A 21,432-nucleotide genomic window follows, 5' to 3' on the forward strand; every position below is an offset into this window, starting at 1 on the left:
TATGAAGAAAATGGCCTTAGCCAAGGCAGCATAAGCCAAAAAAACCTCAAATCTGGTCGGAAACCTCGCTAATCTAGTACATAACTCGCTTATTGCCCTTCAAGAACCCAACACTCGAACAATAAAGCTGCTATAAAAAATATCGCGATCGCAGCCTTCGGCTGCTAGAAAAAATAAACCCCTCTGAAAAAAGAGGGGTTTATCATCAATCTGCCACCGCACTAGCGGTGGTTTTTTTTTGTGTGTATGTAAAAGCGCTTATACCAACTTATTGACTCGCTTCTGGGTTGTACCACAAGCGCGTATCATCAACCGGTGTCGCCTCTGGCAACTGCGGGTTATCTAAATTAAACACTCGTCTTTTATCAATTTGTAATTGGTCTAACATACCTTGGTGTTTAGTGCGAAATAAGGCTTCAAAAGAGCCATCCTCAATGGCGCGCATTAACCCAGTTTCAATCAATCGTGCCATAGTCGGGTTTGCACGGTTCACAAAGAAATACATCGCACTGGTGTAATGTATCGCGAGATCAGGCTCTAGTACAACGGATGAGTCGAGTTTTGGGTTAGCAAGCTCCCCTTCAATCTCAGAGACCGAACGCGGGAAAAAATCTCCCATGCCATTAGCGAGTTGCTGATAGCCAGTGTTAAAATCTGAGATCAACAACACATTGAAACCATTGGCTTGTAATATTTTGGTATCGGGCCACTCCTCGCCTTGTAACGGGACGAGTTTAAGTAGAGAGGACAGATTTTTTACCGCTTGAAACTTCGGCTTTGCCTGCTCGTTAATCGCAAACACACGCCACCCTATCAGCCCTTTAGTAATAGGAATTCGAATAGGTAGTAGTTCTTTTTCCCGCTGAATATCCGTCATTGTCCATACCACGTTTATTTCGCGGTTTTCTTTCAACAAACGAACGGCTTTCCCCTGAAGCATAATGCGTTCTGAGGGCATTAACGAATACCGTACACCGGTTTTATCCAATGCCAGTTCTAACAACGCAAGGGGGTATTCGTGGCGTAAATCGTCTTCATCTAACGGACGAGGATACGTAATCGACCATACTGCAGCATGTAACTGCCCAACCAAACAAAACCAAAGTACAACTAAAAGACTAAGCTTGCTTACGCTGCTGCATCTCATCCTTGACCTGCTCCTCATCGTTTACGGCAACCACAATTTCAAACCCATAACGCCCGCCTCGTTGAATAGTGAACGAGCTCAAACGGCCTCGGGCAGGATGATGTGCTTCATCTAACCAAATCCAGCTAACCTGTACGAAGAACGTATCCTTCGACAATGGCATTACTTGTGTAAGATTCGGGATATAAGTCCCTGCATTTCCAGCGGCTTGATGCACCAAATAACTAGCAACGTGGGTAGCTATTTCTTCGCGTGAATAACACACGCGCTTATCGTCTTCATCAACGAAAATAGAGGGTAAATGATAACAATCAGCCATTTTTTCACAATCGTGCTCACTGGCATGCTGAGCCAATAAATGCAAAAACCCGCTGAGTTCAGCTTCACACTCACTGATTCCAGCGATAGGCCAACCTTCGATTGCCTTCATGTTATTCAATACCTATGTACTTATGTGTTTGTAATGATAGACGCCAATTGCGACGAATACAGGTTTCTATTGCTAACGACGTTGCTCTAGGTTGTTGGCTAATGGGCTGCAAACAAATGTGCTTGGGTACGTCTTCACCAAGCGGTGCTAGTAGCGCATCGAGCTCATCAATATGCTTTTGCATTGCAATCGGGTGTTTAACCTCATCGGCACGCCGCAGTGCACTTTCCAACACCGCATAACCACCACGCATGTTTATTTTCGGTGACACTGTTACCCATGTGTCGGGCTCACACTGTACTTCAAAGGTGCCACTGGTTTCGATCTGACTAGTAAAGCCTTGCTCTTTCAACAACCTAGTAAGTGGGACAAGATCATACATACAAGGTTCCCCTCCCGTGATCACCACATGTTTGGCGTAATATCCCTGTTGTTTAAATATAGCAAGTAATTGCGCAGGGTCAGAAATAAAGTAATGCTCGGTTTCCTCAGTTTGCATAATTATCGCGTCGGGTGAGGTCGCCATCTCAGCTTTAGTTTCCCATGTGTGCTTGGTATCACACCAAGGGCAGCCTACGGGGCAGCCCTGTAAACGCACAAAGATCGACGGCACGCCTGTGTGCACGCCTTCACCCTGTATCGTTTCGAATAATTCGTTAATTTTCAGTATTTGATCGCTCAAAGGACCACCTTATCTTTTTGCTTGTTGGGATTTTACCAAGGATCACATAGAATTCAGTCATCATTTCTCAACTTTTGATCTTCATGTCTGAAAAAGTCATTGTTATCTACTCGGGTGGTATGGATTCATTCACCGTACTTCACAAAGCATTACGCGAAGGCAAAGCGCCTATGGCGTTGTCTTTTAATTATGGACAACGCCACAAAAAAGAATTGGATTACGCCGCTCGCGTTTGTGATGCTATTGATATTCCTCATAAAATTGTTGATATTTCTGCTATCAATAGCTTGGTAGGCGGCTCTGCACTTACCGATGATATCGATGTGCCAGAAGGCCATTACGAAGAACCAAGCATGAAACAAACCGTTGTGCCCAATCGCAACATGATTTTACTGTCTCTTGCGGTGGGTTATGCGGTAAGCGAAGGCGCTACCAAAGTGTATTACGGCGCGCATTCTGGCGACCACGCCATTTATCCCGATTGTCGTCCAGAATTCGTAGAAAAAATGAATGACGTTTGTGCCATTGCCAACTACGAAGCCGTGGAAATTGTTACCCCCTACTTAAAGGTCAGTAAAACAGCAATTCTGACTGATGGCTTAGCCATGGGGCTAGATTACGGAAAAACCTGGACGTGTTACAACGGCCGTGAAAAAGCCTGTGGCCAATGTGGCGCTTGTCAGGAGCGTTTAGAAGCCTTTACCGAGAACCAAGCTACCGACCCTCTCGATTACGAATAACGCACAACCTGATACAAGCCTGACAAAACAAAAAAGGGCCGATTAAGGCCCTTCTCTCACAATCTGCCTAAACACAATCAGATTACTTGTCTTTCATCGCTTCGGAAATAAAATACGACAGCTCGCGAATACAATGGCGTAATACTGGATTTAATCGGGTGTTTTTACCATTCATCACAAAAATTTCGTGATCAAAGTTAAACAATGACCCTTTCGCAATAGGCACTAAGCCTAAGCTCACCCCTTGTTCTTTTGCCATATAATCGGGTAATAACCCCACGTATTCACCCGTCATCATTGCCGACATGGCGGCATCATATGAATCAGAAAACGTTTGAATAGCTAGGCGGCGATCATCTTCAATGTAGTTTGCTGAAGACAAACCCGATATACCGATGGCGGGGTAATCTTCAATTTTGACATCAGAAGGTAGCTCGTCGACATCTTTGTATTTGGCTAAAGGATGACTCGGTGCACAATATAAACGCCCTTTACAGCTTGTGCCTACTGGGTGGAAGGTCACCGATTCCGGCTTCACCATGTCATAAGTAGAAACAACCAAATGACACTCACCCGACAAGGCGACGTGCTCGACTTCGTTGTACAAACGAGTTTGAATATTCACGTGGATGTCATCAAACTTCTTCATGGTGCTTTTTACGGCTTTACTCACTGCCAACTGCAGTGACAACGGAAAGCCCGTCATCAATACCAGCGTAATATGGCCAGAGTAATCGTCGTGCAAAGATTTCAGGTTAAACACAAAGTTATCAAACGCATTGAAAATACGTTTGGTTTCCTGAAATACCACTTCCCCTTCCTTGGTCATTTGAAAACCACCTCGCCCACGGTGACATAACACCAGGTCCAATCGTTCCTCAAGCTTTTTGATAGCAGCGGAAATATTGGGTCTTTGCATACGCAAGACAGGTTCGGCAGCGGTAAATCCATTACAACTCGCAACCGCATAAAACACGCGGAGCAACTTAATGTCTGACTCTTGTAATCGGTTCAACATGGTAGCACCAGTTTTAGGTATAGTTATTGATACTCGAATCAATAATAGGCAAGTCACATAGCGATTACAACGACTAATTGTCGCTAACAGTAAAAAGCCCCATAAAATGGGGCGTTAAACGCAACAAAGGTTGTATTTTTGGGTCACTCATGTGCTAAGACAACGCAACAACCTGCTTTCTTAATGTTTCAATTTCATCTCGCACCGAGGCCGCTTTTTCAAACTCCAACTCCCGTGCATATTCAAACATGGCCTTTTCCAGCTCATCAATACGGGCCATAAGATCCGTAGCACTCGCCGCTTTCTCTTGTTGTTTCTTCTCAGCGACTTTTCGCAGCTTCACTTTACCAGATTGCGGATAGGTATCACTGCCTATATCCATTATATCGGTAATTGGCTTCACCAGACTTTGCGGTGTTTTATTGTTAAGCCTGTTGTGTTCGATTTGTTTCTCTCGTCGACGCGCCGTTTCATCCATCGCCTTTCGCATCGATTTAGTGATCGAATCGGCATACAAAATAGCGCGGCCATTAATGTGACGAGCGGCGCGACCAATGGTTTGAATCAATGACTTTTCAGCGCGTAAGAAGCCTTCTTTGTCTGCATCTAAAATAGCCACCAAGGACACTTCTGGCATATCCAAGCCTTCACGTAATAGGTTGATCCCGACCAGCACGTCAAATTTACCTATCCGCAAGTCGCGAATAATCTCTATCCGTTCAACGGTATCAATATCTGAGTGTAAGTAACGCACCTTTACGCCGTGTTCATTGAGGTATTCACTCAAATCTTCTGCCATGCGCTTAGTCAGAGTGGTGATCAGTACCCGTTCGTCCAGCGCAACGCGCTTCTGAATCTCAGACAATACGTCATCGACTTGCGTGGCAACAGGCCGCACCTCAATTTCAGGGTCAAGTAAGCCCGTGGGACGTACTACCTGCTCGACAATATCGCCTTCGCATTTCTGTAATTCATAATCACCGGGGGTTGCAGATACATAGATGGTTTGCGGTGAAATACGCTCAAACTCTTCGAATTTCAGTGGCCGGTTGTCGAGAGCCGATGGCAAACGAAAGCCAAACTCCACCAGCGTTTCTTTTCTTGAGCGATCCCCTTTGTACATTGCCCCAACTTGAGAAACAGTGACGTGAGACTCATCGATAAACAGTAAGCCGTCAGCAGGGAAATAGTCCAATAACGTTGGGGGTGGCTCCCCGGGTGTGCGCCCAGACAGATAGCGCGAGTAGTTTTCAATACCCGAGCAATATCCTAGTTCTAACATCATTTCTATATCAAACTGTGTGCGCTGGGAAATACGCTGCTCTTCAATAAGCTTATTGACCGATTTAAGCTGATCTTTTCGCTCAACCAGTTCTTCCTTAATGCGCTCTACTGCATTGAGTATTTTTTCCCGTGGCGTTACATAATGCGTTTTAGGAAAGACAGTAGCGCGGATCACCGACTTCTCCACTGCCCCAGTTAATGGGTCAAACATGCTGATCTTGTCGATTTCATCGTCAAACAACTCGACCCGCACCGCTTCTCTTTCAGAATCTGCAGGGAAAATATCAATAACGTCGCCACGCACTCGAAATGTACCGCGTTCGAAAGCAATATCATTGCGGGTATACTGCAATTCAGCCAAACGGCGCAAAATATCGCGCTGGTCCATGGTATCGCCTTGACGCAAATGCAATAGCATTTTCATGTAGGATTCTGGATCACCAAGACCGTATATAGCAGACACACTGGCAACAATGACAACGTCTCGTCGCTCCATCAGTGCTTTGGTTGCCGACAAACGCATTTGTTCAATATGATCATTGATCGAGGCGTCTTTCTCAATAAAAGTATCAGTACTCGGCACATAGGCCTCCGGCTGATAATAATCGTAGTAAGACACAAAATACTCTACGGCGTTATTGGGGAAAAACTCTTTCATTTCCCCATAGAGCTGAGCTGCCAAGGTTTTATTATGGGCAAGAATCAACGTGGGTCGTTGTACCTCGGCAATCACATTCGCCATAGTGAAGGTTTTGCCCGAGCCGGTTACCCCAAGTAACGTTTGGCAAGCCAGGCCATCCTCCAACCCCTCCACGAGTGAAGCGATCGCCGTGGGCTGATCACCGGCAGGCGCATAAGAAGAGGCGAGTTCAAAACCTTTAGTCATTCGTTTTCTCTACTTGTTCATTGTCTATGCGTGCTACCGCCCGCTTAAACCAGATAAAAGACAGCGACGCCATCGCAAAATTTGCCACTACACAGCCCCAATACAACCCGTGTAAGCCAAACCAAACACTTCCCGCAACTGCAAAGGGAACGAAAAACACAAACAACCGCAATACACTGAGGATTAAGGCCGCCATTGGCAAATGCAATGCGTTAAGCGAAGAGTTGGTCAAGATAACAGTGCCCTGCAGCCCATACCCTAACGGAACTATAGTCAGGAACAAGGTAAGCAACTTTGCCACTTCCGGCTCTTTGGCAAAAGTGTCAGCAATAACGCCCGCTAACAACCACAATACGAAAAATATCACTGCCTGCCACAGAATAATGAAGCGAATAGACAATAGATACGACTGCTTCACTCGGTCGATCAATCCGGCGCCGCTATTTTGACTAATAAAGGGCGGCAGTGTCATCGACATGGCCAGAATCACGATACAGGCGATCGACTCTAGGCGGGTTCCCACGCCCCACGCTGCAACCGCCTCTGCGCCGTAGGTCGCCACAACCGCCGTCATCACGCCTCCCGCAATAGGCGTTAACATATTCGCCCCCGCTGCCGGCAATCCAATTTGCAAAATTTGACGGCTTCGCTGTGCTAGCTCGGCACCAGACAATAAACGGGGAAGCATGAGTTCACGAGTACCGGTAAGCAAGCGCAAAATCCAAATAACACAAATAAACCACGCAATTAAGGTAGCTAAAGCCGCGCCTTGAATACCTAAAGCGGGCACAGGGCCCCAACCAAAAATCAGTAAAGGGTCGAGCAAAGCGTTTATTCCACCGCCTGTCGCCATAATAATACTCGGCGTTTTGGTATCACCACACGCTCGCAATACACTATTTCCTACCATAGGGACCGATAAAAATACTGCGGAGAAATACCACACCTGCATGTAGTGAGTAATAGGCACCAACAATGCATCACTCGCTCCCATTACGGAAAACACAGGGGCGATGAATAGATAACCCAGTGCGGCCAACAAGCCGACCAAAATCGCTGAGAGCATAAGTGCGCCCGTAGCCATACTTCTGGCTTCATCGAACTTTTGTTGCCCTCTGAGTCTGGCGACTATCGCCGACGTACCTATACCTAGCCCAATATTGAGGCTAATCACGGTAAAGGTTACTGGAAATGTAAAACTGATTGCCGCGAGTTGCTCAGTTCCCAGCAAACTGACAAAAAAGGTATCTACCAAGCCAAAGCTCATCATCATGATCATGCCCATGATCATTGGGATAGTCATTCGTTTGAGCGTACTGGCAATATCACCTTCGGTTAAGTTGGCTTGTTGCTGTCGATTTACTTTTATCTTCTTATTCAAAAGGTTTGCATCCTTTAATAGCAGTATGCCAGTTTACGTCGATACATTAATAAATGTGAGGCTCGCTATTTTCGCACAAATGAGTGAACAATCTACGTACATTAAAATAGCCAAACTCGTATTTTGTGTCGAACCGTCTATTTTCAATAAATAAATATTTCTATTAAGTCGATATTCTCTTTATCGAAACACTGTCTTTATTTTCGACAATTCACCTAGTAGATGAGAGACAAATGACGATAGAGTGACAAACAAATGACATGCCGCGCTTTTTTGACACTCTTGATGACGCAAAATCAGGCTTTTTTTGTATGATAAATTTTTATTTGCTTCTGCCTGAAAAGAAAAACAAATGATAAAACCATGTTAAACCACCGTTAACACCCTAAGTAATTCACAAAATTTTGGTGCTATCACAGCCGTATTTTTTTGTCTAACTGAAAATAACAAAAATCGGAGCTTCACGTTAAACAAAAATATAAAACAATGATTTAAAATACATTTTTCTTTAATTCAACTTATTTAACCAGCCGTATTGACAACACTGTCGGGTTAGTGAACCCCATCATCACAATTCTATTAACACACTTATCCACAGTTTCCGTGGATAAGTGTCAAAGAGCCAGAAAACACGGGAAGTTAAGACCGATCAACCAATACTTAGGTAAGTGATGACTAACCTCTTGAGTTAAGTATTAAGGTTACACTTTTATTAAAACATGGATAGGTATACAGTATTCAAGCACTTTCTAAATCACTTTAATTATATGCTTATAACCATTTATTTGTTTTTAGGTTTCTTATCAATCTGGTTATAAGTGTATTGAACACTCAGACTATTAGAATGGTCACCAGAGCAATATTTCTACAATAAAAAGTGTAAAAAACGCCGTTTTCAGCCTAGTTTTTAGCCGAAAACGACAAATTAGCTATTTTTTCAGCAAACGATACAAAAATTTTAGAAAGTTTGTTGACAGCAACGAAGGACGTCATTAATATCTCGCCCCGTTGAAAAGACAGGTCCCCCTTAGCTCAGTTGGTTAGAGCGACGGACTGTTAATCCGCAGGTCCCCCGTTCAAATCGGGGAGGGGGAGCCACTTTTCAGCAAGGTGAAAAATCGATTCCCCCTTAGCTCAGTTGGTTAGAGCGACGGACTGTTAATCCGCAGGTCCCCCGTTCAAATCGGGGAGGGGGAGCCACCTTTCCTTTTCTAGTACATCCGTACGACCTAATTCCATTATTTATATATCAATCCGTGATCACGTGATTTACCGCTTCGTGTGGCCTATCCTGCTGCCGAAAACACAGTATGAATTCAATTAGAAATAAGCGATAATACAGCCCTTAATTCTCTCTTAAACAACGGCTTTGATCCTTTACGACCAGTGCCAACGTTTATAGGGTCGAGTCACTATTGCCAATTCTGCTTGTGGTATACTGGCTGGAATCTATATAGCAAACGCAAATATTCAAACGAATAAACGAATTTAATAGAACCTGATGACTGATTTTTTGCTGTTGTTGGTTGGTACTGTATTGGTCAACAACTTTGTATTAGTAAAATTTTTAGGGCTATGCCCTTTTATGGGTGTATCGAGCAAACTCGAAACAGCTATGGGTATGTCTATGGCAACAACCTTTGTACTGACACTCGCCTCTGTGTCTAGCTACTTGGTTGAAACCTACATTCTCGCCCCACTAGGCATTGAGTTTTTGCGCACCCTGTCGTTTATATTGGTTATCGCCGTTGTTGTGCAGTTTACTGAAATGGTTGTGCACAAAACCAGCCCGACCTTATACCGTTTGCTAGGTATTTTCTTACCGCTAATCACTACCAATTGCGCTGTGTTAGGTGTCGCTTTGCTGAATATTACAGAGCAACACTCTTTAGTAGAAAGTATCATTTACGGCTTTGGTGCCGCTGTGGGCTTTTCTCTCGCAATGATTCTTTTTGCCGCTATGCGTGAACGCCTTGCAGCGGCAGACGTACCCGCTCCGTTTAAAGGTGCATCGATTGCCATGATCACAGCGGGATTAATGTCACTTGCCTTCCTCGGCTTTACTGGCTTGGTGAAAGTGTAATGACTGTCACTTTCGCAATGATCGCCATTGGCCTGTTAGCATTGATCTTCGGCTTAGCCCTTGGGTATGCCGCCATTCGCTTTCACGTTGAAGGCGACCCACTCGTAGACCAAATTGATGCCGTACTACCTCAAACCCAATGTGGTCAATGTGGCTATCCCGGTTGTCGACCTTACGCCGAAGCAATTGCCGACGGCGATGAAATAAACAAATGCCCGCCAGGTGGTGAAGCAACAATCAAAAAGCTGGCCGACATGATGGGCGTAGAGGCTAAGCCTCTGGATGCGGCTCACGGCGAAGAAGACGTTAAACGCGTTGCTTACATTCGCGAAGATGAATGCATTGGATGCACCAAGTGTATACAAGCCTGCCCTGTTGACGCCATCGTTGGTGCAACGAAGCACATGCACACTGTGATGATAGACGAGTGTACTGGCTGCGACTTATGTGTTGACCCCTGCCCCGTTGACTGTATCGACATGGTGCCTATTGCCACGACTACGGCCTCGTGGAAATGGAATTTTGAGCAATCCCGTTCTGGCGATATCCCGATTAAAATGGTGTCTTAATTAATGATGTACCCTGATTTTGAAACCATCACGCAACATCTGGAAAACGGCAAGCTATGGGACTTCCCCGGTGGCGTTCATCCTGATGACAAGAAAGCCCTAGCAAGTGAATCGCCCATTCAAACGATTCCGCTGCCAGACAAATGTTACATCCCCGTTAAGCAACACATTGGCGTAGAAGGCCATACGCTTGTTGCCGTTGGCGATAAAGTGCTGAAAGGGCAACCGCTCACGCGCAGTAGCCACCCGTTTGCCGTTCCCGTACATGCCGTTACTTCAGGCGAAATTACGGCAATTAAAGAACACGTATCAGCGCACCCGAGCGGCTTGCCTGAAATAATGATTGAGCTTACCCCCGATGGCCTAGAGCAATGGACTGAGCTATCACCGCTTACCGATTACCAAACTCAAGATAAAACAAAGGTCATCGAGGCGATTTGCGATGCAGGCATCAGTGGTATGGGTGGCGCGGGCTTCCCTACTCACATAAAAACCAATGCCCGCGTTGATGTAGAGTTTTTAATTATCAACGGGGTGGAATGCGAACCCTATATTACCTCTGATGATCGTTTGATGCGGGAACACGCTTGGCAAATTCGTCAAGGCATTGATGTGTTGACGCACTTGGTAACCCCAAAATGCGTGATAGTGGCAATTGAAGACAACAAGCCTCGGGCCTTAGAGGCCATGCGTATTGCTTGTCAGGGTAACGACCGCATTAAAGTGGTGTGTGTACCGACCAAGTATCCTACCGGTGGCGAGAAGCAATTAATTCAAGTACTCACTAACCGTGAAGTACCGAGAAATGCGCTTCCCGCTGATGTGGGAGTGTTGATGTTTAACGTTGGCACCTGTTATGCGATTGCTGACGCTATTTTTCACGGTAAGCCTCTGATCCAACGCGTGGTTACTATTACTGGTGAAGCCGTTAAAACACCTATGAATGCATGGGTGTTGTTAGGTACGCCCGTGTCTCACCCGTTATCGATCGCAGAATATTTGCCTAAAAAGCAGTATCAACCACGCATTGTAATGGGTGGCCCCATGATGGGCTTTAGCTTAAGCACCATGCAAGTACCTGTGGTAAAAACCACTAACTGCTTACTGGCGCCCGGCAAGAAAGAACTGGCTGATGGCGACAATGAACGGCCGTGTATCCGTTGTAGTGCCTGCGCCGATGCTTGTCCCGTGAGTTTGTTGCCGCAACAGATGTTCTGGCATGCCAAAGCTAAAGAGCTCGATAAAGCCGAAGACTACAACTTATTCGACTGCATAGAGTGCGGAGCTTGCGCTTATGTGTGCCCGAGTGAAATTCCTTTGGTGCATTACTATCGCCAAGCCAAAGCGGAAATAAAAATACAGCGCGATGAAAAGAACAAAGCAGAAAAAGCCAAAGCGCGTTTTGAGGCACGAAAAGAACGACTTGAAAAAGAAAAACAAGCTCGAGAAGAAAAACATCGCAAAGCAAAAGAAGCGCGTAGTGCGTCAGCAGTGAAAAAAGCGACTTCAGCCAGTGCGCCTGCAGTCGAGCAAACGAATGATGTAGCCCCTAAAGACAAGGTGGCGGCAGCACTGGCACGCGCCAAGGCGAAAAAAGCCCAGCTCGCTGCGAGTACAAATTCACCCGACAACACACCTGAAAAAACCGAACCAGCACCGGTCAAAGCTGCCGATGAAGGTAACGACAACAAGGCTCGTGTAGCGGCCGCTATTGCTAGAGCAAAAGCCAAGAAAGCCGCCCAACAACAAGCGAGTGCGCTTGAGTCTGCCCCCGTTCTGGAGCAATCCGAGAATGAAGAAGTTGGTGACGACGCTGAGGCTAAAAAGAAAGCTCGAGTCGCTGCTGCGGTAGCAAGAGCCAAGGCCAAAAAAGCGGCTCAACAAGCCGCGCAGTCAGATTCGTCTGTCACGGAAGATAAAGCGGAAAAAACTGACAACCCAGACACCAACAGCAATGACACTGTCAGCGCGCCATCAACGTCCGCGGAAGACGATGCAGAGGCTAAAAAGAAAGCCCGCATTGCCGCTGCGGTAGCAAGAGCCAAAGCCAAGAAAGCTGCGCAACAAGCAGAGAAGCCTGATGCACCAAAAGCAGAAGGCGAAGCGTTACAGAATGACAAGCCTGAGGCTGAAAGTCATGACGCGGCAAGCGCCCCATCAGCAACAGTTGAAGACGACGCAGAAGCGAAAAAGAAAGCCCGCATTGCAGCGGCTGTGGCAAAAGCCAAAGCGAAGAAATTGGCACGCGAAAACAACGAAGAGAATTCATAGATGGTTTCACTGAGTCTATCCAGTTCCCCGCATCAACGTGTTAAACGCGACACCGGTCAAGTTATGCGTTTGGTTATTTATGCGATGATTCCGGGCATCATTACCCAGTGGTTATTTTTTGGCTGGGGCGTACTCGTGCAATGCGCCCTAGCAACCATCACTGCATTAGCCACCGAAACTGTCATTCTTGCCTTGCGCAAGAAAAACGTCGAACGCGCCCTCAGTGACTACAGTGCCATCGTAACTGCATTATTAATTGGCGTTAGCATACCGCCGTTCTTACCTTGGTGGATGACAGTATTAGGCACAGTATTCGCCATTGGCATGGTTAAACAATTATACGGCGGTTTAGGGTTCAATTTATTCAACCCTGCTATGGCTGCCTATGTCATGCTGTTGGTGTCTTTTCCGGCGGCCATGACAATGTGGTTACCCCCCGCAGGTTTGGCTCAGTATAGCCTGTCTGCGATGGATGCGCTGTCGATGATTTTCACCAATTATTCAACATCCGGTTACGACATTACTCAATTAAAATCCGCTGTCGATGGCTTTACCATGGCAACACCGTTAGACCATGTAAAAACGGCATTGACCCAAGGGACAACCTATACAGAAGCATTGCAAAGTTCGCAGTTTACCAGTAGTTGGCTTGCCAGTGGTGGCGCAGGCTTCCTTTGGGTCAGTTTAGCGTATTTACTGGGTGGCCTGTTCCTGATTGGCACAAAGGTAATCAACTGGCGTATACCAGGTAGCTTGTTATTGTCAGCCGTCGTAGTCGCTCTAGTACTTCACTTGATTGATGCGGATCATTACGCCTCACCACTTTTCCACTTGCTTAACGGCAGCATAATGATTGGCGCGTTTTTTATCGCCACCGACCCGGTTTCAGCTTCAACCACTCCGAAAGGTCGCCTTTGGTACGGGGCACTCATTGGTTTTTGGGTTGTTATTATTCGCACCTTTGGTGGTTACCCTGATGCCATCGCTTTTGCAGTGTTAATTATCAATATGGCGGTGCCACTTATTGACTACTACACCCAACCCCGTACTTACGGCCATAAGAGACAGGGGTAAAAAACATGTTTCAATCAATTGGTAAAAACGGGGCCTTACTGGCTGCTTTTGCGCTGGCGACAACGTCTTTGATTGGGGTGACTCATATTCTGACCAAAGACAGGATTGCCGCTCAACAAGCCTTAAAGTTAAAACAAACCCTCAATGAGGTGATCCCCCCCGCGTTATACGACAATGTTTTGCTAGAAGACTGCATTGAAATTCCCGACCCCATTCAAGGTGAAAAGGTCATGCAACGGGTGTACCGCGCACGCAGCAACAATACACCGACGGCGCTTGCCATTGAGTCGACTGCGCCTAACGGTTACAGTGGAGACATCCATTCTATTATTGGCGTAGATACACAAGGCAATGTGCTGGGTGTACGCGTACTTGATCACAAAGAAACACCAGGGTTAGGCGATAAAGTTGATTTGGCAGTGAGTGACTGGGTATTGTCATTTACCAACAAACATTTTACGCAAGACAGTCAATCGCAATGGCAGGTGAAGAAAGACGGGGGGCAGTTCGACCAATTTACCGGCGCCACCATCACGCCTCGTGCAGTGGTCGGCAGTGTTGCGTCTACCCTCAGCTATGTGATTACCCATCAACAAACGCTGTTTGATAGACCTTCCCAGTGCTCTGGGCTTGCAGAGAGCGAGGAATAAGCATGAGTGAATATCAACAACTCACACTCGAAGGGTTATGGAAAAACAACCCTGCCCTTGTACAGTTACTGGGTTTATGCCCGTTATTAGCAGTAACCACCAGTTTTATTAATGGATTGGGGTTAGGGATTGCCACCACCTTGGTATTAATAGGTGCGAACATTACCGTGTCATTAATCCGAAACGTGGTGACCAATGAAATTCGCATACCCGTATTTGTTATGATCATCGCGGCTTTTGTTACCATCGTCCAATTGTTGATGAATGCCTTCACCTACGACCTGTATCTCGCCTTAGGAATTTTCATCCCCTTGATAGTGACCAACTGTGCCATTATTGGTCGCGCCGAAGCCTACGCGTCGAAAAACCCCGTCGCGCAGAGTGCATTCGATGGCTTGGCTATGGGAGTTGGGTTCACACTAGTATTGGTATTGCTTGGTGGTGTACGAGAGGTACTCGGCAGCGGCACCTTATTTTCAGGCGCAGACCGCTTACTCGGTGCTTGGGCCAGCGACATGACGGTCACCCTATTTGCCACCGAAAATCCATTCTTGTTGGCCATTTTACCCCCCGGTGCGTTTTTGGGGATGGGGTTACTCATCGCCATCAAAAATAGTATTGACACTAAACTGGCACAACGTGCAGAATCCGCGAGCGACGCTAAAACCATTGTTCGCGCCCGAGTAACCACAGATTCATAAAAAAGCGATTCTGATGACTACAACAATCAGTAAAAAAGAAAAAGTCGAAGCCATCGTTAATATACTCGATGAACTTTATCCTGAAGTGCCGATCCCACTGGATCACAAAGACCCTTACACCTTGCTCGTTGCGGTGCTGTTGTCTGCTCAATGCACCGACGAACGGGTAAACCAAATTACGCCTAAACTCTTTGCTCGCGCCGATAACCCCTTCGATATGGTGTTGTTGAGCATTGAAGAGATTAAAGAAATTATTAAGCCTTGTGGCTTATCGCCAATGAAATCTAAAGGCATCTGGCACTTGTCAGATATGATCATCAAGCAACACAATGGTCAGGTTCCACAAGATTTCGCCGCGTTAGAAGCCATGCCGGGTGTTGGGCACAAAACCGCCTCAGTGGTCATGTCTCAAGCGTTTGGCGTGCCAGCGTTTCCTGTCGATACTCACATTCATCGACTGATGTACCGTTGGGGGCTATCCAATGGCAAAAGTGTTGAACAGACCGAACGTGACGCAAAGCGCTTATTCCCACGAGAAAAATGGAACGATTTGCACTTACAAATTATTTATTATGGTCGCGAATATTGCCCAGCTCGAGGGTTTTCATTAGAAAAATGTATCATTACGCGCCAATTCGGACGCCGCAGTTTTATTAATGAAGTGCTCAAAGAGCAAGAGAAAAAACAGAAAAAAGCGGCAAAGCGTTAGCCATATCAACGCTATGATTCTTTTGAATAACGCGCTATTCCATCGTTCCTAAACCCACATTTCACATGGACTTTACTACATGAAACTGGAATCTATTATAGAACGCGTGATGTACGCCTCCCGCTGGCTACTCGCGCCGATTTATTTCGGCTTAAGCCTAGCGCTTATCGCCTTGGGTATAAAATTTTTTCAGGAAATCTTTCACCTTCTTCCCCATGTATTTGAAATTGGCGAAACCGATATTGTCTTAGTGGTATTGTCGCTGATCGATATTGCGTTGGTGTCCGGGCTTATTGTGATGGTGATGTTCACTAGTTATGAAAACTTTGTCTCGCGTATCGACCTATCTGAAGACACAGAAAAGCTCTCATGGCTAGGTACGCTTGATACCGCCTCATTGAAAAGTAAAGTGGCCGCGTCTATTGTTGCAATTTCCTCTATTCACTTGCTTAAAGTGTTTATGAATGCAAGTAAAATAGACAATGACAAACTGCTTTGGTACGTCGTCATACACCTTACCTTTGTGATTTCTGCCGCCGCAATGGGCATGTTAGACAAAGCCACGCGTAAACACTGATCACCACCAGCAACGTATATACTCGATAACTGGCCTAGAGGCTTTGCACGTCACCACTTAAAATATGAGTGAAATGCTAATCCAAGCTGTCATCGAAATGTCTTATCCACGCCGTAGTCTTCACTACGGCGTGTTGCTTTAAGGAATATGATAATGAGAATGTTACATACCATGCTTCGCGTCAAAGACTTAGACGCATCATTGCACTTTTATACTCAAGTAATGGGTATGCAATTGCTACGTCAAAGTGAAAATACCGAATACGAATACACCCTCGCGTTTGTCGGCTATGGGCCCGAATCAGAACAAGCCGTCATTGAGTTAACCTACAACTGGGGTGAAAACGACTATGACAAAGGCAACGCCTATGGTCACGTAGCGTTTGCGGTAGACGACATTTATACCTTTTGCGAAAACCTTGAGCAAAAAGGCGCTGATGTGTATCGCAAACCGGGGCCAGTAAAAGGGGGTTCTACGGTCATCGCATTTGTGCGTGACCCCGATGGTTACGCTATTGAATTAATCGAAGAAAAAGCCTAAACCTGACAATAGGGTGAAAGGCAAAACGGAATTGCGCTATGAAAACAACATTAATTGCAACTTTTACCTGCTTAGCTAGTTTCGCTATACAAGCAGACCCTTTCACCCTGATCGCCCACCGTGGCGCCTCCGGTTACCTGCCAGAACACACGCTTGAGGCCGCTTCGCTTGCCCATGCGCAACAACCAGATTTTATCGAACAAGACGTGGTGATCACGAAAGATGATCAAGCGGTTGTTTTACACGATATACATTTAGAAACCGTAACAAATGTGGAACAGGTGTTCCCGAATCGTCATCGTGAGGATGGACGTTATTACGCCATTGATTTTACCTTAGCCGAACTTAAAACCCTGCGTGTTCATGAACGTGAAAACGCCGACGGTTCGATGGTTTTCCCGAACCGGTATCATGGCAATGGTCATTTCACTATTGCTACGCTGAGCGAGCATATCGAAACCATTGCTGAGCTCAACCGGCTTACAGGGCGTGACATTGGCTACTACCCAGAAATAAAGTCGCCGGCATTTCACCGACAGGAAGGTAAAGATATCAGTAAAATTGTGCTCGCGATTCTGCGTCACTATCACCTCGACAGTGCCGAGGCCAATATTTACGTACAATGCTTTGATTTTGAAGAACTGCGTCGCCTGCGAAACGAATTGGGTGCAAAAGTAAAACTGATACAACTATTGGCCGAAAACAGTTGGCATGAATCACCGACCGATTACGACCAGTTAAAAACGGCGCAAGGAATGCAAACCATAGCAGAAGTGGCGCAGGGAATTGGGCCGTGGTTGGGCCAAATGTCAGACCCCAATGCTGATACGCCATTTGTTTTGGCTGATTGGGTAAAAGCGGCACAAAAAGCGGGCTTAGCCGTTCATCCATACACGTTTCGAATGGACGCATTACCACCAGGTTTACAAGCCGAACAAGTGCTCAGCATTCTGAAAAACCAGTGGCATGTGAATGGCGTATTTACTGACCAAGTACCTCCAGTAAAAGCCTTGCTCAACAAGCAGTAAACAATATTAAAAAACAAAGGGCCGATACAATATCGGCCCTTTGTTTATTGTTTTTATGAGCAAATTTAAGGTTTTGACAACCTCACCACGACACGGCGGTTCGTGGCTCTGTCACGACTGGTCGCGTTTGGCGCAATATGGCGTTTTTCACCATGCCCCGTCACTTCTATTCTGTCTGACGCAACCCCAAGATTGGTAAAATAGGTTTTAATTTCATTCGCACGGCGAATCGACAACTGTTCGTTATTCCAGCGCCCGCCGTAGCTGTCGGTGTAACCGTCTAATAACACCAGCTCTAACGCTGCATCTTCTTTCAGATACTCGCCAATCATTTGCAATCGCTTCTCAGAATACTTTGTCAGTTCGACAGAGTTCGATTCGTAACTCAATACGGTATAAGCAATATCGTCAAAACTATACGGCAATAAATTAGACACGCAATCGACAAACGTTTGATAGGCTGGAGCAAAATTGCTGGCATTCAGCGCCACTGCCACTTTGTCATTTTGGTTATACCAGTCTTGATAGTAAATCGTCGGCCAATATCCTTTTTCTAATTCAGACAACATTGTCCATGCCGCCTGTTCAGGCAAATCGCCATCATACTGTTTGCGGATAGTCATTTGAGCTATTTCATGACGTTGTCGGCCCGGCATCCAGCGCGGCGGGACCGAATACACGGCCGCCATACCAAAGTTTTTAGGCAATAGTTTCATTTGCAGGTCAAATTCCATATTGAGCTGCTTAGAAGCCACACTGGTAAAATTGGCTTTGCCATACCCTGGCACAGGGTGCGTCAAGGTACATTGCAATCGAGAGCCTTGTTGCAGCATCCATTCAGAATTTTCAACAGTCGAGGTATATTGACGCATTGCCGCTTGGGAATACGCACTTACCAACAGTAGTGAAAGTAGTAAAGGTTTGAACATGGACTGCGCCCTACAATAATTAAAATGACTCAGTTTAAAAAACAATTTTGTCATGCCTGACTTAAGTATCGTCACTTACGCGTAAAAGTTTAGTCAAAGGTAGATACTACTGTCTAATGTTGCGATAATCACGGTTTTTAGTCTGCCTTTTCAGGCGTACACTCATTCATGTTTAATAAGGCAGTTATGTCAGCTCAGTCAAATAAGCTTAATCAACGCTTTCGCGGTTATTTCCCAGTGATTATCGATGTTGAAACTGCGGGGTTCAATGCCCACACTGACGCCCTACTTGAAATTGCTGCTGTTACAGTAAGTATGGATGACAACGGCGTACTACACCCTGCTGACACTTTCCATTACCACGTTAATCCATTTGAAGGGGCTAACTTAGAACCAGCCGCTCTCGAATTTAACGGGATCGACCCTCATTGTGCATTGCGCGGGGCAATTGAAGAGTCTGAAGCAATGAAGTCGCTATGCAAAGGTATTCGCAAAGCCCAAAAGGACCAAGACTGTCAGCGCTCTGTGATTGTGGCGCACAATGCGACCTTTGATCAGAGCTTTGTAAATGCGGCAATTGAGCGCAGCAGTATCAAACGCACGCCTTTTCATCCTTTTGTGTCCTTTGATACCACCACCCTTGCAGGGTTAGCATTAGGACAAACCGTACTGGTGAAAGCGTGTCGAGCGGCAGGAATTAGCTTTGATCAGAACGAAGCACATTCAGCACTTTACGATGCGCAAAAAACCGCAGAACTGTTCTGCTACATCGTCAACCGATATCAGTCGCTCGGTGGCTGGCCTCTGATTGAAAACGATGAAGGCAATACATCGTCATAACCCCTGTTTCGCCCGCCGTTAACACCAAAATCGTCGATTGGGTTAATCGAGTTTTACGATCAATAAAATAGTAAAAATTGAACAATAAACTTGCATTAAGACCGAATAGTAATTATTATCATTTGCAGAATTACTTGGAGTCTTCTGATGTACGTGTGCATGTGTTACGGCATAACAGACAAACAAATTAAACGAGCGGTTGAAGCTGAAGGCGTAGGCAATATGCGTGAACTGCGTCAGCATTTGTCTGTTGGCGCTCAATGCGGTAAATGCATCCAAATGGCTCAGCAAATTATCGATTCCACTATTATCGATGAGTCGTTGTTTAAAGACGTAGGCTAATTTGCGCTAAACCATAGTAAACAGATATAAAAAAACCCTGAATAACATTCAGGGTTTTTTCGTTTAAGAAGGTTTACTCTTCCGTTTTATGCTTTGCCGCTGTCTCTTTGATCAAGGGCTGAAGCTCGCCTTGTTGGAACATTTCAAGGATGATATCGCATCCACCAACCAACTCACCTTCTACCCACAACTGTGGAAATGTCGGCCAATTAGCATACTTAGGTAGCTCCGCACGGATATCAGGGTTTTGCAAAATATCGACGTAAGCGAATGCTTCACCACATGACATAAGCGCCTGTACGGCTTGTGCTGAGAAGCCACAGCTAGGTAGCTTTGGAGAGCCTTTCATATATAACAGAATGGGGTTCTCTCCAATCTGCTGTTTAATTCTATCTACTGTGCTTTGTTCGCTGTTTGCGTCCATTTGGGCCTCGCTCAAAAATCTGTATTAGGCAAAGATATGGGGGATTCATTGTCAAAATCAATCCCCGAATACATTTCAAAACACCAGTCTATCACGCCTTGATCACATCGCCTACTCACTCACAGGTTTCACATTCGCAAAATTTCTTCAATTCTCACAACGACGCCATTAGTGCGATTGATCTTTCTCGACTCTCGCCGCTTAATCACTTAGGCTAGTGAACATAAATGTTTTTTTGCCGCAAGTCGCGTTAACGCGAATAACGCTAAACCCCACGAGGTTTTATCGTTCAGCGGCAAAATTTCAGCTCAATGACCAAGAAAACTTCTTTTTCTGTCATTGAGTTAACACAATTCATCCCTATATAGGGACGTACTAGGAAAGTTCGGTTAACTCCCGACAGGCAATATATCAATAAATGCAAACCCCTTTGCAAATTAACCAAGACAAATATGGAGACTCATATGGCTTTTGAATTACCAGCGTTACCTTACGAAAAAAATGCACTAGAGCCGCACATTTCGGCAGAAACAATTGAGTATCACTACGGTAAACACCACGCAACTTACGTGACTAAACTAAACGGTTTGGTTGAAGGTACTGAGTTGGAATCAAAGAGCCTTGAGGAAATCGTTAAGACTTCTGAAGGTGGCGTTTTCAATAATGCAGCACAAATTTGGAACCACACTTTCTACTGGCATTGCCTAAGCCCAAATGGCGGTGGCGAGCCTTCAGGTGACCTTGCAGACGCTATCGTTGCAAAGTGGGGTTCATTTGCTGATTTTAAAGCGGCGTTCAACGACAAAGCAGTTAACAACTTCGGCTCTAGCTGGACGTGGTTAGTAAAAACTGCAGACGGTAGCCTAGACATCGTAAACACAAGCAACGCTGCAACACCTCTAACAGACGAAGGTGTTACACCTCTACTGACTGTTGATTTGTGGGAACACGCTTATTACATCGATTACCGCAATGTACGTCCTAACTACCTAGAAGGTTTTTGGGCGTTGGTAAATTGGGAATTCACTGCAGAAAACTTCGCAGCTTAATCGGCCCAATATTGCGTTAATTTAATGCCTCGCTTATGCGGGGCATTATTGTTTTTAAACGGCGAAAACATCAGACTC

The 21,432-nt window shown here is 45.7% G+C and carries 22 protein-coding genes and 2 tRNA genes; 16 read left to right on the forward strand and 8 right to left on the reverse strand.

Features of this window, described 5'->3' with window-relative positions:
* Positions 1–268: 268 nt before the first annotated feature.
* The 3 genes from ACXAH6_RS05140 to queE are packed head-to-tail and all read right to left on the reverse strand — an operon-like array spanning position 269 to position 2,259.
* Complete coding sequence (locus tag ACXAH6_RS05140; protein ID WP_474875574.1) at positions 269–1,147, reverse strand: amino acid ABC transporter substrate-binding protein; 879 nt, start codon at positions 1,145–1,147, stop codon at positions 269–271.
* The gene (locus ACXAH6_RS05145) at positions 1,119–1,577 is read right to left on the reverse strand and encodes a hypothetical protein (RefSeq protein ID WP_474875575.1); all 459 of its coding nucleotides are present in this window, start codon (positions 1,575–1,577) and stop codon (positions 1,119–1,121) included. Before ACXAH6_RS05145 ends, ACXAH6_RS05140 begins: the two co-directional genes overlap by 29 nt.
* Position 1,578: 1 nt before the next feature.
* Positions 1,579–2,259 carry a 7-carboxy-7-deazaguanine synthase QueE gene (gene queE / locus ACXAH6_RS05150; protein ID WP_474875576.1) on the reverse strand — a complete coding sequence of 227 codons (681 nt, stop codon included), beginning with the start codon at positions 2,257–2,259 and terminating at the stop codon, positions 1,579–1,581.
* A gap of 83 nt (positions 2,260–2,342) precedes the next feature.
* On the opposite strand from queE, the gene queC reads away from it, so the two are divergent.
* Entirely contained in the window at positions 2,343–2,999 is a 657-nt protein-coding gene (gene queC, locus ACXAH6_RS05155; RefSeq protein WP_474875577.1) for a 7-cyano-7-deazaguanine synthase QueC, read from the forward strand.
* An 82-nt stretch (positions 3,000–3,081) separates the two neighbouring features.
* Here the strand turns inward: queC and ACXAH6_RS05160 are convergent, their stop codons facing one another.
* The 3 genes from ACXAH6_RS05160 to ACXAH6_RS05170 all read right to left on the reverse strand — a co-directional run bounded on the left by ACXAH6_RS05160 (position 3,082) and on the right by ACXAH6_RS05170 (position 7,490).
* Entirely contained in the window at positions 3,082–4,017 is a 936-nt protein-coding gene (locus ACXAH6_RS05160) for a LysR family transcriptional regulator (protein WP_474875578.1), read from the reverse strand.
* Between the two features lie 154 nt (positions 4,018–4,171).
* Positions 4,172–6,187, reverse strand: a complete 2,016-nt coding sequence (gene uvrB / locus ACXAH6_RS05165; protein ID WP_474875579.1) for an excinuclease ABC subunit UvrB — start codon at positions 6,185–6,187, stop codon at positions 4,172–4,174.
* Positions 6,180–7,490, reverse strand: a complete 1,311-nt coding sequence (locus ACXAH6_RS05170) for an MATE family efflux transporter (protein WP_474875813.1) — start codon at positions 7,488–7,490, stop codon at positions 6,180–6,182. The genes uvrB and ACXAH6_RS05170 overlap by 8 nt, the downstream gene beginning before the upstream one ends.
* 1,099 nt (positions 7,491–8,589) lie before the next feature.
* Between ACXAH6_RS05170 and ACXAH6_RS05175 the strand changes: the two genes are divergently transcribed.
* The 12 genes from ACXAH6_RS05175 to glpQ all read left to right on the forward strand — a co-directional run bounded on the left by ACXAH6_RS05175 (position 8,590) and on the right by glpQ (position 17,770).
* A tRNA-Asn gene (locus ACXAH6_RS05175) sits at positions 8,590–8,666 on the forward strand.
* 25 nt (positions 8,667–8,691) lie between these two features.
* Positions 8,692–8,768: transfer RNA gene (locus ACXAH6_RS05180), tRNA-Asn, on the forward strand.
* Between the two features lie 301 nt (positions 8,769–9,069).
* Positions 9,070–9,651 carry an electron transport complex subunit RsxA gene (gene rsxA, locus ACXAH6_RS05185; protein ID WP_474875580.1) on the forward strand — a complete coding sequence of 194 codons (582 nt, stop codon included), beginning with the start codon at positions 9,070–9,072 and terminating at the stop codon, positions 9,649–9,651.
* Entirely contained in the window at positions 9,651–10,220 is a 570-nt protein-coding gene (gene rsxB, locus ACXAH6_RS05190) for an electron transport complex subunit RsxB (protein WP_474875581.1), read from the forward strand. Before rsxA ends, rsxB begins: the two co-directional genes overlap by 1 nt.
* A gap of 6 nt (positions 10,221–10,226) precedes the next feature.
* Positions 10,227–12,491: an electron transport complex subunit RsxC gene (rsxC, locus tag ACXAH6_RS05195; protein ID WP_474875814.1), complete on the forward strand. Its 2,265-nt coding sequence runs from the start codon at positions 10,227–10,229 to the stop codon at positions 12,489–12,491.
* Positions 12,492–13,565, forward strand: coding sequence for an electron transport complex subunit RsxD (gene rsxD / locus ACXAH6_RS05200; RefSeq protein WP_474875582.1), 1,074 nt, complete (start codon positions 12,492–12,494; stop codon positions 13,563–13,565).
* 5 nt (positions 13,566–13,570) lie between these two features.
* A complete protein-coding gene (rsxG, locus tag ACXAH6_RS05205) occupies positions 13,571–14,215 on the forward strand; it encodes an electron transport complex subunit RsxG (RefSeq protein ID WP_474875583.1) in 645 nt (214 codons plus the stop codon).
* 2 nt (positions 14,216–14,217) lie between these two features.
* Positions 14,218–14,916, forward strand: a complete 699-nt coding sequence (locus ACXAH6_RS05210) for an electron transport complex subunit E (RefSeq protein WP_474875584.1) — start codon at positions 14,218–14,220, stop codon at positions 14,914–14,916.
* A gap of 13 nt (positions 14,917–14,929) precedes the next feature.
* Positions 14,930–15,625: an endonuclease III gene (nth, locus tag ACXAH6_RS05215; protein WP_474875585.1), complete on the forward strand. Its 696-nt coding sequence runs from the start codon at positions 14,930–14,932 to the stop codon at positions 15,623–15,625.
* Positions 15,626–15,710: 85 nt separating this feature from the next.
* On the forward strand, positions 15,711–16,202 hold the full coding sequence (locus ACXAH6_RS05220; RefSeq protein ID WP_474875815.1) for a TIGR00645 family protein: 492 nt from the start codon (positions 15,711–15,713) through the stop codon (positions 16,200–16,202).
* A gap of 153 nt (positions 16,203–16,355) precedes the next feature.
* Positions 16,356–16,742 carry a lactoylglutathione lyase gene (gene gloA / locus ACXAH6_RS05225; protein WP_474875586.1) on the forward strand — a complete coding sequence of 129 codons (387 nt, stop codon included), beginning with the start codon at positions 16,356–16,358 and terminating at the stop codon, positions 16,740–16,742.
* A gap of 38 nt (positions 16,743–16,780) precedes the next feature.
* The gene (glpQ, locus tag ACXAH6_RS05230; protein WP_474875587.1) at positions 16,781–17,770 is read left to right on the forward strand and encodes a glycerophosphodiester phosphodiesterase; all 990 of its coding nucleotides are present in this window, start codon (positions 16,781–16,783) and stop codon (positions 17,768–17,770) included.
* A gap of 65 nt (positions 17,771–17,835) precedes the next feature.
* Here glpQ and ACXAH6_RS05235 read toward each other — a convergent pair whose 3' ends face one another.
* Entirely contained in the window at positions 17,836–18,699 is an 864-nt protein-coding gene (locus ACXAH6_RS05235; protein ID WP_474875588.1) for a flagellar protein MotY, read from the reverse strand.
* 168 nt (positions 18,700–18,867) lie between these two features.
* Here ACXAH6_RS05235 and rnt point away from each other — a divergent pair, with 168 nt between their 5' ends.
* Both rnt and ACXAH6_RS05245 read left to right on the forward strand, forming a co-directional pair.
* Positions 18,868–19,539, forward strand: coding sequence for a ribonuclease T (rnt, locus tag ACXAH6_RS05240; RefSeq protein ID WP_474875589.1), 672 nt, complete (start codon positions 18,868–18,870; stop codon positions 19,537–19,539).
* 147 nt (positions 19,540–19,686) lie between these two features.
* Complete coding sequence (locus ACXAH6_RS05245) at positions 19,687–19,881, forward strand: bacterioferritin-associated ferredoxin (protein ID WP_474875590.1); 195 nt, start codon at positions 19,687–19,689, stop codon at positions 19,879–19,881.
* Positions 19,882–19,954: 73 nt separating this feature from the next.
* Here ACXAH6_RS05245 and ACXAH6_RS05250 read toward each other — a convergent pair whose 3' ends face one another.
* Positions 19,955–20,305 (reverse strand): Grx4 family monothiol glutaredoxin, encoded by a 351-nt coding sequence (locus tag ACXAH6_RS05250; protein ID WP_474875591.1) that lies wholly within the window; start codon positions 20,303–20,305, stop codon positions 19,955–19,957.
* A 464-nt stretch (positions 20,306–20,769) separates the two neighbouring features.
* On the opposite strand from ACXAH6_RS05250, the gene sodB reads away from it, so the two are divergent.
* Complete coding sequence (gene sodB / locus ACXAH6_RS05255; protein ID WP_474875592.1) at positions 20,770–21,354, forward strand: superoxide dismutase [Fe]; 585 nt, start codon at positions 20,770–20,772, stop codon at positions 21,352–21,354.
* Positions 21,355–21,432 lie beyond the last annotated feature (78 nt).

It is taken from the genome of Alteromonas sp. ABE4_545, from assembly GCF_056161325.1.